Here is a 15,281-nt window from a genome sequence, read left to right on the forward strand (position 1 = left end):
TTTTTATACATTCAAGTTTGGCAGACTCATTTGATAACGCTACCTTTGTGAGTAATGTATAACAGTAAAAACGGAAAGCGTATGAGCACAATGTCATTAGAGGCGGAAAAGAATGCACTGATTCGTCAGATTCTGGATGTGGATGATATAGCTATCCTGAAAAAGATAAGATCAATGTTGAATCATGAAGAAGAACAGGTGAGGGCGGTTGCTGAAGAGGCAACTCCTTATCGGACAAAGACCGAAATTCTGGAAAGCCTTGATGAGGCGTGCAAGGAATTGAAGTTGAATCTGGAAGGTAAGCTGGATTTTAAGCCAGCGGAGGATTTGCTGGATGAGTTGTGATATAACGTATTCTCCTCGTTTTGCGAGAGAATTGAAAAAATTGAGCAAACATTACAAATCTCTGAAGTTGGATTATGCCAATTTATTGGAATCTCTGAAAGCGAATCCTGAACAAGGAGTCAGTTTGGGGAATAATCTTCGTAAGGTTCGCATGGCCATTACTTCGAAGAATAAAGGAAAGAGCGGAGGTGCGCGAGTGATAACCTATACGGTGATTCTGACAGAGATAGATTCGGAAATAAAGTTGCTTACTATCTATGACAAGTCCGAATGTGAAAGTTTGACAGATAAGGAAATAGAAGATATCCTGAAGCAAAACAGTATTTTGTAATCCTTATGATATAAAAAGAAATCGTCCTGTCTCACGGTTGCGTGATGGCAGGACGATTTTCTTATAAGACTAAGACTTTGCGAATCAGTTATTCAGCTCCTTATTTATTCACTGATTACCTTTCTGTATTCCGCTACCGCCATCTTTTCCGACAGATACGCATTAATCAGATTGGTGTGCGCCTGCGTCCATGACAATTGTGCGGAGAGCACATCCACCATATTTGCCTTTCCCTCATTATACGAGAAAGAAACCAAATCAAGATTTTCATTAGCCAGACTCATGGTCTCTTTAGCGGTTTTCACTTGATATTCCGTTTCCGTCAGTTTGGTCAGGGCGGCAGAAAGCTCCTCGTTGATATTATCCGTCACATAGCTTTGTTGCAGTTTCTGTATGCCGATATACGCTTTCTGCTGACGGTTTGTTTTGAACCGGGCTCCCCAACGGAAGATTGGTATATTCAGGTTAATGCCGACGATGGGATTGAAAGAAATATCATAACCGAGGTTAGGCGTTCCGGTAGCCCATCCACCGCTGAAATACATATTCAGCTGCGGGTTGAACTGGCTTAGAGCCGCTTTGCGTTGCGCCTGACTCCTCATGATGTTCACCTCCGTACTTTCATAATCTGCCCGACGTTGCAGTACATTCTCCAGAGAAAGGATCTGCACCGGAGCGGAAGCCGTGTCAATCGTGTACAGACTGTCTGTGGGATTGTTCGGCTCTTCTCCCATCAGGATATTCAGCTTTTGCAGCGCCAGCGTATAGTTCTGACGCGCCTTGATATATTGCAATTCCGCTTCTTTCAGCCGGGTGGAAATCATTAATAAGTCCGTGCGGCCAATCATACCGTCGTTGAAACGATCCTGAATGATGTCATACTGTTGCTTCACGATACTTTGATACTTGTCCGCCGCCTGCAACATAGCCTGTGAGGCGGAAGCATTCCAATAAACCGCATCACTCTGATAATGAATCTGGTCGATGGTCAGTTCCTCGTTCAGTTGATTCAGCTTTTCGTCCGCTTTGGCAATCTTGTGCTGGGCGTTGAGTGCCCCGCCCGTGTACAATGGTTGTGAGACGATAAATACACCTTGATAGGTGTGGTTGCGGTATTCGCCTACCGGTTCGTTCCATGCGCTAAGGTCACTCATGTTGAGAGTCCCGTCCGCATTGACATCAATTTTGGGCAAGAATCCCGTGTGAGCAATCTTCCGTGCTTCCGTACTTGCCATCGTCTTTAGTTTCTGCTGCTTCAGAATTTGGCTGTAAGCTTCCACTTTATCCCGGTAAGCTTCCCGGCTAAGATAGGGCTGCTGTGCCCCGGCTGTGAGGCCAAGGAGCAGCAGAGACAGAGTTATAAGTTGAGTTTTCATTTTATTCAATCTAAACAATAAATTCAAGTTTCATATAAGAGAAGGCAATTAGCCTTTGATTCTCTGAATGGCACAATAGGCTACCGGAAGAACAAACAATGTCAGTGCCGAAGCCACCAACAGACCTCCCATAATCGTAGCCGCCATACCGCCGAACATCGCGTCGAACAACAATGGCAACATACCCAGAATGGTAGTGCCGGACGCCATCGCTACCGGAATAATACGACTCGTTGTAGCACTGACAACAGCATCCAACGGCTTTTTGCCCGTCTTTGCCTCCAGATCAATCTGTTCCACCAGTACGATCGCATTTTTGATATTCATCCCAATCAGTCCGAGCAAACCGAGGATGGAGAAGAAATCGAACGACTTGCCTAGCAACACCAATCCCAAAACGATACCGATAAAAATAAGCGGTAACATCAACAAGATCACTGTCGGCTTACGATACGTCCTGAACAAGAACAACAGCGTGACGAACATCAGGAAGAACGTCAACGGTAAATTCTTGGCCAACGCCTCGTTAGACTCCACCTGACTTTCCTGTTCCCCGAAATACTTCATCGTATATCCCTCCGGCACTTTAATCTCTTTCTGCACCAGCGGCCAAACCTCATTGAAAGCGGCAATCGCATTCACTCCGCGACGCGGATCGCATTGCGCCATCATCACCATTTGCCGGTTGTAATCCTTCACATTCGAGAAACGATATTGGAAATCAAATTCCGATACCACCTGTTCCAGACTGGTCGTTTCATTCCCCGTGCCGAATACGGGCAACGTGCGCAGGTCATTGATGCGGAACGAATCCACCGTGTTATCCTTCAATAAGATAGGAAGCACCTGATCGCCCTGCCGGTACTCTCCAAGCGTCATACCTGTGGTTCCGATCTGGATACTTTGTGCCATTCCCTGACGCGATACCCCTAACGGTTGCGCCCGTTCGGGACTATATACAGGCTTCCATACAGGAACTTTATTTCCCCACGAATTGCGTACATTGATTAAATCCGGATTCCGGTGCATAATCTCCAAAGCCTGGTTGGTGAGCGCCACAAGCGTGTCTACATTCGGACCGATAAACCCGATTTCGATAGCGGCATCCACCGCAGGCGACAGTTTAAACAGACTGGTGCGGGTAATCGCATTCGGATAATTCGCCTTCATGTACGCGTCGAAATCTTCTTCATACTCTTTTGTATATTTACTGTCCGTCAATTCAACCAATACATTGGCAAAATTCGGTTTCGGCCCCACCGAAGTAGAAGCCAGATAATACCTTAACGGCGTGCTGCCGAAGGTGATCGATACTTTCTTCACTTCCGGCTGCTTTGCCAGATGCTCTTCCACGGATTTCATCTCTTTCACTACATCGTTGATGCTATACCCGTCGGGGTAGAACACGTCTGCCCGGAAATAAGGCTTATCGAGAGAAGGGAAGAAGTTTTGCGGCATCGTTCCCATGATAACCAGCGAAACAGCGAAAAGCACTACCATCGAACCCAGTGTCAATGTTTTCTTGCGAATCAGTGTGCGGAGGATGGAGGCGAATTTGTGATAGAACGGTTTGTCATACGGGTCTTTCGCGCCGTCCTTTGCTTTCGCTTTCAGGATGAAATTACCGAAAACAGTAGTCTGCGTCAGCGCGAGCACCCAGCTCAATCCCAGCGAGATGGCAAGCACCACAAAAAGCGGTTTCACGATTTCCGCCACGGCAGAAGGAGCAAGGTAGAGCGGGAGGAATGAACAGATAGCGATGAACGTAGCCCCAAGCAATCCCCATTGCGGACCGGTTGCTCCGTCTATCAGCGCTTTCCGCCGGTCTACTCCGCGGGCGATGGCAATCTGTGCGTTGTCCGTTACCACGATGGCGTTATCCACCAGCATCCCCATGGCGATGATAAATCCCGCCAATGATGTACGGTTCAGCCCGACACCGAAGAAAGACATGATAAGCAATGTGCCGCCAATAGAGAAAATCAGTGATGAGCCGATCAGTACACCTGCGCGCAAACCCATCACCAACATGATAATCACAATTACAATCAGAATCGATTCGATCAGATTGATGATAAATCCGTTGTTGGCTTCGTTGGCAATTTCGTTTTCCAGATACAGGCTTTGCAGTTCCAGTCCCACAGGCATCAGTGGCAGCAATTCGTCCAGTTTGGCTTTCACGTTTTTGCCCGTCTGCACCACGTCCCGTTGCGGGTCGGTGGAGACGCCGATGCCGATGGCACGTTTGCCGTTCACGTGCATGATATTGGATGGAGGGGCCATGTACCCTTTTTCGATGACGGCGATATCGCCCAGTTTCACCTGTCCGGCTTTGGTGGTAATCACCTGGTTACGGATATCGTCTACGGTGGTATACATACCGTTGGCGGTCACCCGGAGCTGTTGCTCGCCGGCACGGATTTCTCCGGTATTGATAATCTGGTTCTGCGATTGCAACAGACTGGCAAGCTGTTTCGGGTCGATGCCCATACCTACGAGCTTATTGGTGGAAATAAAAATATTGACCACCTCCGTCTGCGTCCCGAACAGGGCGACTTTCATCACCCCGTCCGCCGTCACTACCTGCGTCTTGATCCGTTCCGCCCAGTTGCGCATCTCTTCGTATGTGTAACCGTCGTCCGCCGTCAGACCGTAATAGATACCGAACACGTCGCCGAAATCATCGGAAACCGTCGGTGCAGAAGCACCGCTCGGCAACTGTGGCTGTATATTTAGCACCTTCCGTCGCAACTCATCCCACTTCTGCGGAATGGAGCTTGCCGACAAGGAAGGTTGCAACTCGAATGTGATTTTTGAGAGCCCGTACATCGATTCCGATTTTATCTTGTACACACCGCTCATACTTTGAATCTCACGAGAGATAGGCTCGGTAATCAACCGCTCCACTTCTGCCGGTTCGGCACCCGGATAGCGGGTCATAATAACCGCCGACTTTATGACGAAAGGAGCATCCTCTTTCTTACCCAGCTTGCCGAAGGAAGTGATTCCCCCAATCAGCAATACAGCAAGAAAGAAATAGATGATTTTCGTATTATCTAATGAATATTTGGCTAAACTCATAATAAATGATCGTTGATAATTGATGAATGACAGCGGATAAATGATACTTAATCATTTATCAACTATCACCTGTCAACAGTTGTGATAGATTCTCCTTCTACTAGTTGGTATACGCCTGCTATGACGATTTTTTCACCGGGTTTCAAACCTTCCGAGATGAGCGCTTGTGCTTCTCCGGTCGGGGCGTTGACGGTCACTTCCCGTTTGTGGACTTTGTTGTCTTCTACCACCCAGACATACATTTTATTCCCTTCGCTTTCGCCGAATACGGCACTAAGCGGTACAATCGTCCAGCTATCCTGCACCAACGGGCCTACATCTGCCGTGAAACGGATGCTGCACGTGAAACCGGGTTTCACAGCATACAGATCGCGGTCGAATGACGGATCGTCAATCGTGATGCTGACCGGAATTCCTGTGCCATCCGTAGAAATATCAAGATATTCTTCCAGTTTCGCTTGAAACACGTGTCCTTTAAATGTGTCGAACTCTACAAGGAAACGCGGGTCTTTGGCGCGCAACAAATAAAGATACGCATCCGGAATGGTGAATTTGATACGCAGATTGTGTGTATTGACAAGCTGCACGATCCCCTCACCGGAGTTGACGCGCTGATAGTTTTCCACCAGTCGTTTTTCGATTGAACCGTCGAAAGGAGCTGTCAACTTGGTGTCGCGCATATTGTTGGCAGACAGTTCGTATTCAGACTTCGCCTTCTGGAAGTTGGCGAGGCTGATTTCATATTCCTGCACGGAGATCGCTTGCCGGGAGAGGAGCCGTTTGTTACGTTCCACTTGTGCCGAAGCCGTTTCGTATGCCGATTTCGTAGCGGCATATTGCAACGCAATGTCTCTGGGGTCGATAGCTGCGATGAGCTGTCCTTTTTTCACTTTCTGTCCTTCGATGACAGGAAGCTGGATGATTTGTCCGTTGACCCGGAAAGCCAGCTTCACATATTCCACCGCTTCCACGATTCCCGAGAAATCTTTTCTGATAATCGATCTTGACTCGACAATCGTAGTCTTTACGGGACGTGCAGTTGTCGTTGTCGTTTCTTTTTTCTGTCCGCAGCCAGCCAGCAAGATTGCAGCCGCCAGGACGAATCCAAATTTCTTTTTCATATACCACGTTGATGTTTAGAGGTTTTGCGTTGATAAATAGCGAATAATATACTAAAACAACTCCTGTTTATTTATGTTCAATATTCCTGTCTTTTCATATCCTGCCTCTTAACCTTTATATGGAACACAAAAAAACGGGAACTTTACCGTTTCTAAGGTAAAATTCCCGTCCAACTCTTTTGTTTCATTTTACATCATCAGGTTCTGACCTCCAATGACACCTACAATAGCAGTAGCAACCGCAATGACGACTTTTAAAATCGTATTCCAAATGGATTTCTTCATTATTCAACACCTCCTTTCCATACCACACTATCACCTACTATATTACGCTGCCGGATCGGGCGCTTCCTGACCACCGCCGCCCGGTTTGTCATCACCCGAACCTCCGGTGTTGCCACCGCCTCCCGCTCCCAGTGCTTTCGTCAACTGGTTGACGTGGATATATGACGCTCCCTGAATCAGCGCACGGGTGATATTTCCACCGGCATCCCGCGTATATTCCGGGGTAAACTGGCAACGCAATCCCGTGATTTGTGCCGGACTAACATCGGCTTCCGCATCCACCCCCTTGCAGCGTGACTGGCACACCATGGTAAATGTGCCCAATCCTTCGAGTTTCACTGTCCTGCTGTTGAGCAACTGCTCGCGCATCACTGCCATCAGGTTTCGGATCACGTTGTGCACGTCACCGGCCGTCAGTGATGACCGTTCGGCAATCGTTTCGCCAATCATTTGCGTATCCACTACGTTTCCCATTTTAATCAGGCAGGGATGCCATTTCTTCTTTTTGTCCTTCGATGCGATATTGGACTGAACCGCTTTGTAAATCAACATACTGATTTCCTCCTTTTTAAGTGAATAAATAAGATTTTATTGAGTCAGTAAACGAACGTTTTCTGTCTCTTTTACAGTAGCAAAGATACCCCAACCGGCAGGGGAGGAAACATGAAACGGTATCTGCCGGTAAGTGAAGGCAAACGCTTGAATATCTGTGTATTTGCTTGCATTTCTACGCAAAAAACAGTATCTTTACATGACGTAAATAATAAATTAAAAGAAGAAAATCTATGAAGAAAACGGAATTGGCATTACTCTATATGCCGTATGCAAGTGCCGATGTGGCAAGAAGACATTTAAATAAATGCATCCGCCGAAACCGGGAGTTGCTGGAGGCTCTCGAAGCTACCGGCTGGGCGTTTTGGATACATTGGCTCACACCGTTGCAGGTGGAGCTGATTGAGAAGTATTTGGGAGAGCCTTAATCCCTATTTTTGATCTCCCAAAAACCATTACGACGACCGTTTTTACGCTCTATGATGCCCCTTTCGCTCAAGTTGACAGTCATGGTTTTAACGGTTCTTTCAGACTTTCCTATATGCTGGGCAATTTCTTTTTGTGTTGCATTAGGTTTTTCTTGAAGGTATTTCAGTACGGCCATTTCTTCCAAAGTGCAATCCAAAGTGCAATTTTTGCACTTTGGATTTTCTGTCTCTGTTTGTTTTGCACTTTGAGTAGCTTGCTTTTCAAGTTATTCTTGTAGCAGCCTTAATCCCTAAATCCATCCCTCTGACGAGAATAAGTCTTTGGCTCCCTTCCACGGTTGCACCTGCATACCCGGTTCGGGTGGTGGCGTACAAGGGGAATATCTTCCGTTGGTCACATCGTAGCAGAACGCAGCGTTTCCCTTTGTTCCGAAATTACGGAAACGGGTTTTCTCGACGTGTATATACACGATCCCCATTTCATCCTGACGGTCTACCACTATTCCGTAGTCCGTCATGTTGAAAAAGTTGGCCGAGCCGTTGATGTCATACATGGTGGGAACTTCCGTTTTCTGCGTGCCGTATTGCTTGTTCATCTTTCTCGGATGCGCCACCAGAATGACAAGGCAGGAGTTGAGCCGGGCAAAACGTGCCAGACTATTCATGAATGAACCGATATACCCCGTCTCCGTCATGCCTGCCGGGATCTGATGGTTGATGTAATTGTACGGGTCGATGACAAATACACGGATGCCGTGACGGTGTACCAGTTCGCGTGCCTTCGACAAGACATTGCCCAGTGTGAAATCCCCGTCCGGAAGAATGTGCCAGACGCGTTGCGAAAGATAATCCACTACGCGGGCAAATTCCTCCTCCGTAGAGAAATCTTTGCGGAAACGGTGTCCCAGCAGTTTCTCCGCCAGTTTGGCATGATGATACTCGATTGGCGTGTTCTCCGGACTGAAATATCCCGCTCGCCAATCTTGGCGGGTGCAGAGCCGGAGCACTATCTCATCCACAAAGTCCGATTTGCCATGTCCGGGAATACCGGTGACGGTGAGCACCCGCCCCGTTTCCAGCCTCATGATTTCGTCCAGATTCGGTATTCCCAATTCCACGCCCGAGGTATACCCCTCTTCAAACAGTTGGTGCAATCCCTCCCGTAGGTCTTCTGCTGTAAACGTACCTTCCAGGCGGGGGATGGGAGCGTCCTCCAGTGCCTTCAGTAGTGCGTCCGGGCCTTCCGCCACGAGCAGTTCGTTGGCGTCCTTGTATGCTTCGCCGTAGGTGACGATACGGCAGCGGTCTACCCCCAGCCGTCGGGAGAGTTCCCGGCACAGTTCCCGTCCCTTGCGGTCGGTGTCCACCGACAGATAAATCACTTGTTTCTGCTCGAAATGAGATTCCGACAATTCGTCCAGCCAGTCCAGTTGACTGTTGGCACCGTTCGGCACGGAAATGACATCCGTCCGGCCGACAGCCATGTAGGAGAGAGCATCAAATTCTCCTTCCACGAGGATGCACTCCGGCGTGTCGCGGATGGCGTCGATGTTGTAAGGGATGGTGCGCGCTCCTTGCAGCAATTTGAAGTGCTTTTGTGAGTCGCGGAACTTCGTGTTCACCAATTCCCCGTTTTCAAAAAAGTTGAAGCAGAGACAGTCCCTCTTTTCCCAGCCTTTTTCCTTTCCGGATATAGGCATCGAGATGGAGGCGAAAGCCACGCCAGCTTCCACCAATACTTCCGGCGGAATGTGGCGGACGTCACGACACCATTCAATTTGCTTCTGTGTGAGTGCCCCTTGCTCTGGGTCGCCGTGCGGCTTTTCAGTGGGCGGACAACTGGAGTTGCTACCTGTTGCCGTTGGAAATTCGACCAACGGATCACCCAACTTTCTGCCTTTTCCGGCATATATGGCTGCCGAACCGTGTGCGCCGCAGTAGTGGCACAAATACAGTTTGGTATCGAGGTTGACACTTAGTGATTTATCACGCTTATCCGTCCGTTGGGCATGACACCAGGGACATTTTGTTTTCATTTTGCCGCTTGTGCGACCGTGGGTATCAATACCCAGTTCTTTGAATCTATCCATATTTAGTAAATGATTGAGAGATAATATGCTATCGTGTCCATTCGTTCGTCACCGGATTCCAGATATGTGCCGCCGAAGGTCGCGGCTTGGCATAAGCAGGGATGGGATGCCCGTCGTAGGTACGTATTCCGTTGGTGATGGTTTCGTAGGGCGAACATTGCTGTTGCTCTTGCCGGTTTTTGAGAAACTTCTTCAGTGCCACCTGCGTTGTGGATGACACATGGCTTCCCTGCCGGGTGAGATTGGCGAAATAGTTTTTTATTTCGTGCAGGCTGTTCATCGAGCTTTCATTCCCCCGTAAGATGATTTGCTCCCGTAAATAGTTGAAGAACCATTCTTTTTCTTCCATCATCAGCCGGGGGATGCCCGACTGAATGGCTACGACTTCATACCAGGATGTGTCGTTCATTGCCTCCTGTAGATTTTCTTCCCATGCGTTGGGGCGCATATCGGGGGTCACAGCGTTCAAGTCCGTCACCTTCAAACCATTTTCTTCTTCTTTTTCTTTTCCGCTTTCTTCAGAAGAAGAATTTTTTTTGTTTATTTCTTTATTTATAATGGGGGATGGATTTTTCTGTATATTTGACGTTTTTTTCATTTCCCGAGTGTTAAAATTCTCTTCATTTCCGTTGGTTTTCAGAGAGTTATTGACGTGCGGTTTCGTGTTGCGCTTTTTTTCATCTTCCATGTTGTCAAGTGCTTCCCTATAGTCGTCTATTGCTTTAGAATGGAGGTTCATTTTCTCATCCAGATAAAAGAGTCCGTAATTGTATAATACGCTTTCCATCAGTTCGTCGCTCACATCATAAAGGTTCTGGATGAAGGAAGCAGTTTGCGGTGCCAGAAAATGTTGTGGCTGTTGATAGAGCTTTTCCATCACAAGCCAATATAGTCCGTAGGCTTTCAGTCCGTCTTGCATAATCATCCGCAGCAGTTCGTTGTCGGTGTATGCCAGTAGGGGGTGCGGGAAATAACTTCTGATGGCAGATTCTTCGCAAAAGTCGGCATAGAGTATATGCGAGTTGTATCCTTTGCCGGGACGCCGGAAATAATGGTGGTAGAGGAGCTCAAGATGTTCGGGTTGGGCATGGAATATATTGGCGATGATTCCCATTGTCTGGATATTGACGCAGCATTTAAGCTGTGCATGAGCTTCTTCGAGCATCACCCAGTATAGTCCGTATATTTCCAGTCCTTGTTCCCGTATCAAAATACTCATGGGTATATTGCTGGAAGAAGAAGTGGGGTGATTGAAGTAACCGTTATGAATCGGTTTTCTCTTTTGTGATGCGTTGTTCGATTGTTTGGTATTTGCTGAATTAGATGTTGTCATAATAAAATATATTAGTTTCTGTTTTAAATTCTATTTTTCTGAAAATACAGATACGAAGAATCCGGCCACTTCTTTGGAAAGCAGCAAATATCGTACTCATTCTTCATGATGGAATCGGAGTATTCTCTTCGTGTATGTAATCTGTAATATAGGGAATTTTCGGAGCAGGGGAGATTTAATTCCGAAGTTCTGAAAAAGCAATGCAGGAAAAACAGATAACTGCTTCTGTCAAAAAACAAGGAAGCAGCATTGACATGATTTTTTCTCTTACTTGCGGTTGCAAAGTAACTACTTTATTTCGTATATGTCCTACAACTTTCCTTATTTAATCCATGAAATTAATTTTTTTTCACAGAAGAGCCGAATACAATCCCTGCCACTCGACACGTAAGCCATTTTCTACAATGCACGTCATAGTATGGGAGAAACCTATTGGAGGGGTTTTCGTAGTAGGGGCGGCCGAAATAGTGTTCATATTCTGTCAGTGTCCCTGTAATGGAAAGGCAGGTTCCGTCTGTTCGTTGCAGGCAGAAATCGGCGTTGTCCCATCTCATCCGGTCTATCAGTTCTTCTACTTGGTATGCACGGCGCATAGATTCTCCCAGTGTCAACTGTGTGCCGTAATTCTCTTCCGCATCTTGGCGGATAATAGCTGCCCGACGGGAAACCGTCAGGCAACTGTCATTCTTCATCGTTTTTTTCATACAGATTTCTTTGTGCTGAAATGTGAGCATTTCAGTTCTTGTTAGTGGTGTAAATGTAGTGAATTTACTTGACTTTACAAAGGATAAAATTACTTATATAATGGATGATTAGTTAAATAAATGGAATAAAATATTTTGCATTTTTCATTATCTGAATATAGGCTTTAAAGAGCTTATGGAGGAGTTTAAAGAAAGCTGTGGAGGGAATGGGAATAGGCTGCAAAGGGCAAAGGACGGCCCTCTTTATCCTCTGTGGTGAAAACCGTGCAATAATGTCCCACATGGTAATTGGTACACTGATAATTATTCACCATTGAAACCTTTTGCGTAGTCTTTTTATCCAACTGTCACTACGTATAACGTTGTTATTCTCTCCAATCGCTTTTTTCAAATCCCGGATTCGTTCGTTTTGTCTCTTCATTGCTGCCTGTATTTCGTTTATCAACGTATTTATTTCCTTCTGCAGCTGAATTTCCTCTTCTTTCAATTGAATAATGTGGGCGTATTTCTCGCAGACCATTGTTTTGTCTATGCACAGTTGTTCCAGCGTATCAATATATTCTGCTGTAATGCCGGCTTTACTTCGGCGAAAGAGTTCCAGAATACATTCTTCGTCAACGTTCGGAACATTGTCTATGTATAACATAGGGAATTGTCCCATTTCCACCCAAAGCAGGATCGCTTCTTTTTCGATGTGATACTTAATCACTGCTTTTTCTACACTAATCCATTTTGGCATATCGCTTTTGTTTTAATGTGTTATAAAAAAAGGAGTAAATAACGTATTGTCCGGAGAGGTGCAACGAACACCCACGATTTTTATGATTTCGGTCGGCTGGGGAATTGGTTGGGGTATAAGGATTGTTGAAACCGACCGGATACAATAAAAGCGTGAGTGCTGTTGTACCATTATCTAAACTTAAGGCTTAGCAATACCCTTCACCAGATAATGATAAACAACAGACACCCACGCCAAACGTTTATATATAACAAATCTCTAATCGATATGTTGATATACGACTATCTACGTGGAGTATCTGTTGTATCATCTCTCGGTGTGAAAAAACTGCTAATTTTTAAGTTTGAGAGACAATACGTTATTTACTCCATTAAGGAATAAAAACCGCTTTTGCCTGTTTCATCACGCTGATGGGCAGAAAGCGTGTGACAAAGATATATGTTTTTTTCGGAATAGGATGGAAAAGAGGAAATAAATGCAGGAAATATGGTATGAGAATAGAGAGTATTGTCCGGAGAGGTGCAACGAATACCCGCGATTTTTATGATTTCGGTCGGGTGGGGTATTGGTTGGGGTATAAGGATTGTTGAAACCGACTGGATACAATAAAAGCGTGAGTGCTGTTGTACCATTATCTAAATCGAGGTCTTAGCATACCGTGCACCAGATAATGATAAACAACAGACACCCACGCCAAACGTTTTATATAACAAATCTCTAATCGATATGTTGATATACGATCATCTACGTGGAGTATTTGTTGTATCATTTCCCGGTGCATGAAATTTGCTAAGTTTCGATTTGGGAAACAATACGTTATTTACTCCATGAAGGAATAAAAACCGCCTTCGCCTGTTTCATCACGCTGATGGGCAGAAAGCGTGTGACAAAGATATATGTTTTTTCGGAATAGGATGGAAAAGAGGAAATAAATGAAAGCCATAAAAGTCTTCTGACCTCGTATTGTCTTTCCGTGCAATTCTTTTTTTAGCTGCGATTTCTTTTGGGCTTTCCGGAGAAGATAGTCAGTTCAAGAATTGCAAAGATGATTTCCGTTGTGGTATATCCGGTAAATGTATATTCCAAATTTTCATTTTCGGAGAAGTATTTGAGATAAACGGTTGGAGTGCCATTGTGGAAGTCGAGAAAAAGGTAAGAAGTATAATCATAGATGCCAAGATCGGCAAACTCGTTCAGAATCGCAGTGTTGAAAATCGTACATTGGCCTGTCTTTGATTCATTTCCGGACATTTCAAATCTGCGATGTTCTTTTGCGAGAGCGTCTTTATTCACATGTCTGAATTGTTCTTGTAGCTCTTTACTGAAAGAAAGGCGTTGTCTGATGAAATTAAAAACTTCTTCCTTTGTCATTTGTTTTAAATCGGTTATTTCCATTTTTTATTAATTATTGGGGTAAAGGTACTTTCTTTATTTGGTAATAAATCGGATTCAGTCATATTTCTTTTATTTATTTTTCGGCTTATAACCCTAAAAGAATCTGAATTTATGGATTTATTTAGGGTTATAACCCTAAAAACTTTCCGAAAATAGTATATCTTTGTGCTTATAACCCTAAAAACTTTTGAATATGATTAATCGTGAACAGTATATGGAACAAATCGTTCCTTTTATAGATAAGCCGTTTGTAAAAGTGATAACGGGTATTCGTCGCAGTGGAAAGTCGGTAGTGCTGCGTCTGATTCGTGACGAACTGTTGAGGAGAGGAGTTCGTGAAGAACGTATCATCTATCTGAATTTTGAAAGTTTTCAGTGGATAGACCTGAAAGAGGCGAAGGCTTTGTATGCTTATATTCGGGGGCAGGCAGGAGATGCGGGTAAATATTATATTCTCTTGGATGAAATTCAGGAAGTGGACGGTTGGGAAAAAGTGGTCAACTCACTTCTGGTAGATTTGGATACGGATATTTATGTGACCGGCTCCAACTCACGTATGTTATCGTCCGAACTGGCAACTTATTTAACGGGACGGTATGTCGCTTTCCATGTCATGACCTTGTCTTTTAGAGAATATCTGACTTTCCATGACTTGCAGGCCAATGATCCGACACTCAACCGGAAGGAGGAATTTCAGAAATATCTCCGTATGGGAGGATTCCCGGCCATACATACTGCCGATTATGGATATGAGGCTATCTATAAAATTGTCTACGACATCTATTCTTCTGTCATTCTTCGTGACACGGTGCAGCGTCACAATATCCGGAATGTGGAATTGCTCGAACGGGTAGTGAAGTTTGTTTTCGATAATATAGGCAATAAGCTGAACGCTAAAAATATAGCTGATTACTTCAAAAGTCAGCAACGGAAGGTGGATATGAATACCATCTATAATTATCTGAATGCATTGGAAAGTGCTTTTATCATTCAACGTATTCCCCGGTATGATATTAAAGGAAAGGAAATTCTGCAGACGAATGAGAAGTATTTTGTAAGTGACCTTTCTTTGATTTATTCCGTGATGGGCTATCGTGACCGGTTGATTGCAGGTATGTTGGAGAATCTGGTTTGTCTGGAGTTGAAAAGAAGGGGTTATGAAGTGTATGTAGGCAAACAGGATGATAAAGAAGTGGATTTTGTAGCCATCCGTCGGGAAGAAAAGATTTATGTGCAAGTAACGTATCAGTTAGCTTCACAGGCCACTGTTGAGAGGGAGTTTGCTCCTTTGCTCGCCATTAACGACCATTATCCTAAATATGTAGTTAGCATGGACAGTCTGTGGCACGATAATGTGGAGGGTGTCAGGCATCGTCATATAGCCGATTTCTTGTTGGATGATATTTAACGCTGACAGGCGGGGGCTTTCGGACTGACCTGCTGTTTGTTGTGAGGAGGATAGAAGAGGATGAAAAACGAATGTGGGGCAGGATAGAAAACG

General features: G+C 45.3%; 15 protein-coding genes and 1 pseudogene. 4 read left to right on the forward strand and 12 right to left on the reverse strand.

The window, feature by feature from the left end; all coding sequences use genetic code 11:
* Nucleotides 1-81: 81 nt before the first annotated feature.
* Complete coding sequence (locus ACT8YW_RS01195) at nt 82-345, forward strand: hypothetical protein (RefSeq protein ID WP_008025993.1); 264 nt, start codon at nt 82-84, stop codon at nt 343-345.
* Nucleotides 335-676 carry an addiction module toxin RelE gene (locus ACT8YW_RS01200; RefSeq protein ID WP_444103720.1) on the forward strand — a complete coding sequence of 114 codons (342 nt, stop codon included), beginning with the start codon at nt 335-337 and terminating at the stop codon, nt 674-676. Before ACT8YW_RS01195 ends, ACT8YW_RS01200 begins: the two co-directional genes overlap by 11 nt.
* Before the next feature lie 104 nt (nt 677-780).
* On the opposite strand, the gene ACT8YW_RS01205 is transcribed toward ACT8YW_RS01200, so the two are convergent.
* The 6 genes from ACT8YW_RS01205 to ACT8YW_RS01230 form a co-directional block, all read right to left on the reverse strand.
* Nucleotides 781-2,052: a TolC family protein gene (locus tag ACT8YW_RS01205; protein WP_444103721.1), complete on the reverse strand. Its 1,272-nt coding sequence runs from the start codon at nt 2,050-2,052 to the stop codon at nt 781-783.
* Between the two features lie 48 nt (nt 2,053-2,100).
* Complete coding sequence (locus tag ACT8YW_RS01210) at nt 2,101-5,133, reverse strand: efflux RND transporter permease subunit (protein ID WP_444103722.1); 3,033 nt, start codon at nt 5,131-5,133, stop codon at nt 2,101-2,103.
* 65 nt (nt 5,134-5,198) lie between these two features.
* Complete coding sequence (locus ACT8YW_RS01215) at nt 5,199-6,254, reverse strand: efflux RND transporter periplasmic adaptor subunit (RefSeq protein WP_004304417.1); 1,056 nt, start codon at nt 6,252-6,254, stop codon at nt 5,199-5,201.
* Between the two features lie 189 nt (nt 6,255-6,443).
* Nucleotides 6,444-6,539, reverse strand: a complete 96-nt coding sequence (locus ACT8YW_RS01220; protein ID WP_444103723.1) for a smalltalk protein — start codon at nt 6,537-6,539, stop codon at nt 6,444-6,446.
* Between the two features lie 42 nt (nt 6,540-6,581).
* On the reverse strand, nt 6,582-7,091 hold the full coding sequence (locus tag ACT8YW_RS01225; RefSeq protein ID WP_004327018.1) for an HU family DNA-binding protein: 510 nt from the start codon (nt 7,089-7,091) through the stop codon (nt 6,582-6,584).
* A 36-nt stretch (nt 7,092-7,127) separates the two neighbouring features.
* Nucleotides 7,128-7,274 (reverse strand): hypothetical protein, encoded by a 147-nt coding sequence (locus tag ACT8YW_RS01230; protein WP_008771318.1) that lies wholly within the window; start codon nt 7,272-7,274, stop codon nt 7,128-7,130.
* 50 nt (nt 7,275-7,324) lie between these two features.
* Between ACT8YW_RS01230 and ACT8YW_RS01235 the strand changes: the two genes are divergently transcribed.
* Nucleotides 7,325-7,519 carry a DUF4248 domain-containing protein gene (locus tag ACT8YW_RS01235; protein WP_004304415.1) on the forward strand — a complete coding sequence of 65 codons (195 nt, stop codon included), beginning with the start codon at nt 7,325-7,327 and terminating at the stop codon, nt 7,517-7,519.
* Here ACT8YW_RS01235 and ACT8YW_RS01240 read toward each other — a convergent pair.
* The 6 genes and pseudogenes from ACT8YW_RS01240 to ACT8YW_RS01265 all read right to left on the reverse strand — a co-directional run.
* Nucleotides 7,516-7,779: pseudogene (locus ACT8YW_RS01240) on the reverse strand (winged helix-turn-helix transcriptional regulator); the annotation flags it as partial. The gene ACT8YW_RS01235 and the pseudogene ACT8YW_RS01240 overlap by 4 nt on opposite strands.
* A 30-nt stretch (nt 7,780-7,809) precedes the next feature.
* The gene (locus ACT8YW_RS01245) at nt 7,810-9,609 is read right to left on the reverse strand and encodes a toprim domain-containing protein (RefSeq protein WP_117683582.1); all 1,800 of its coding nucleotides are present in this window, start codon (nt 9,607-9,609) and stop codon (nt 7,810-7,812) included.
* A 28-nt stretch (nt 9,610-9,637) separates the two neighbouring features.
* Complete coding sequence (locus ACT8YW_RS01250) at nt 9,638-10,942, reverse strand: Lin1244/Lin1753 domain-containing protein (protein ID WP_120067331.1); 1,305 nt, start codon at nt 10,940-10,942, stop codon at nt 9,638-9,640.
* A gap of 338 nt (nt 10,943-11,280) precedes the next feature.
* Nucleotides 11,281-11,646: an SH3 beta-barrel fold-containing protein gene (locus ACT8YW_RS01255; protein ID WP_444103724.1), complete on the reverse strand. Its 366-nt coding sequence runs from the start codon at nt 11,644-11,646 to the stop codon at nt 11,281-11,283.
* 307 nt (nt 11,647-11,953) lie between these two features.
* Nucleotides 11,954-12,385 (reverse strand): hypothetical protein, encoded by a 432-nt coding sequence (locus tag ACT8YW_RS01260; protein WP_049703492.1) that lies wholly within the window; start codon nt 12,383-12,385, stop codon nt 11,954-11,956.
* A gap of 987 nt (nt 12,386-13,372) precedes the next feature.
* Nucleotides 13,373-13,780, reverse strand: a complete 408-nt coding sequence (locus ACT8YW_RS01265) for a hypothetical protein (protein WP_004321524.1) — start codon at nt 13,778-13,780, stop codon at nt 13,373-13,375.
* A 193-nt stretch (nt 13,781-13,973) separates the two neighbouring features.
* Here ACT8YW_RS01265 and ACT8YW_RS01270 point away from each other — a divergent pair, with 193 nt between their 5' ends.
* Complete coding sequence (locus ACT8YW_RS01270) at nt 13,974-15,188, forward strand: ATP-binding protein (RefSeq protein WP_270766685.1); 1,215 nt, start codon at nt 13,974-13,976, stop codon at nt 15,186-15,188.
* Nucleotides 15,189-15,281: the final 93 nt, after the last annotated feature.

Origin of the sequence: Bacteroides sp. (assembly GCF_052357945.1) — a bacterium.
Classification (GTDB): domain Bacteria; phylum Bacteroidota; class Bacteroidia; order Bacteroidales; family Bacteroidaceae; genus Bacteroides.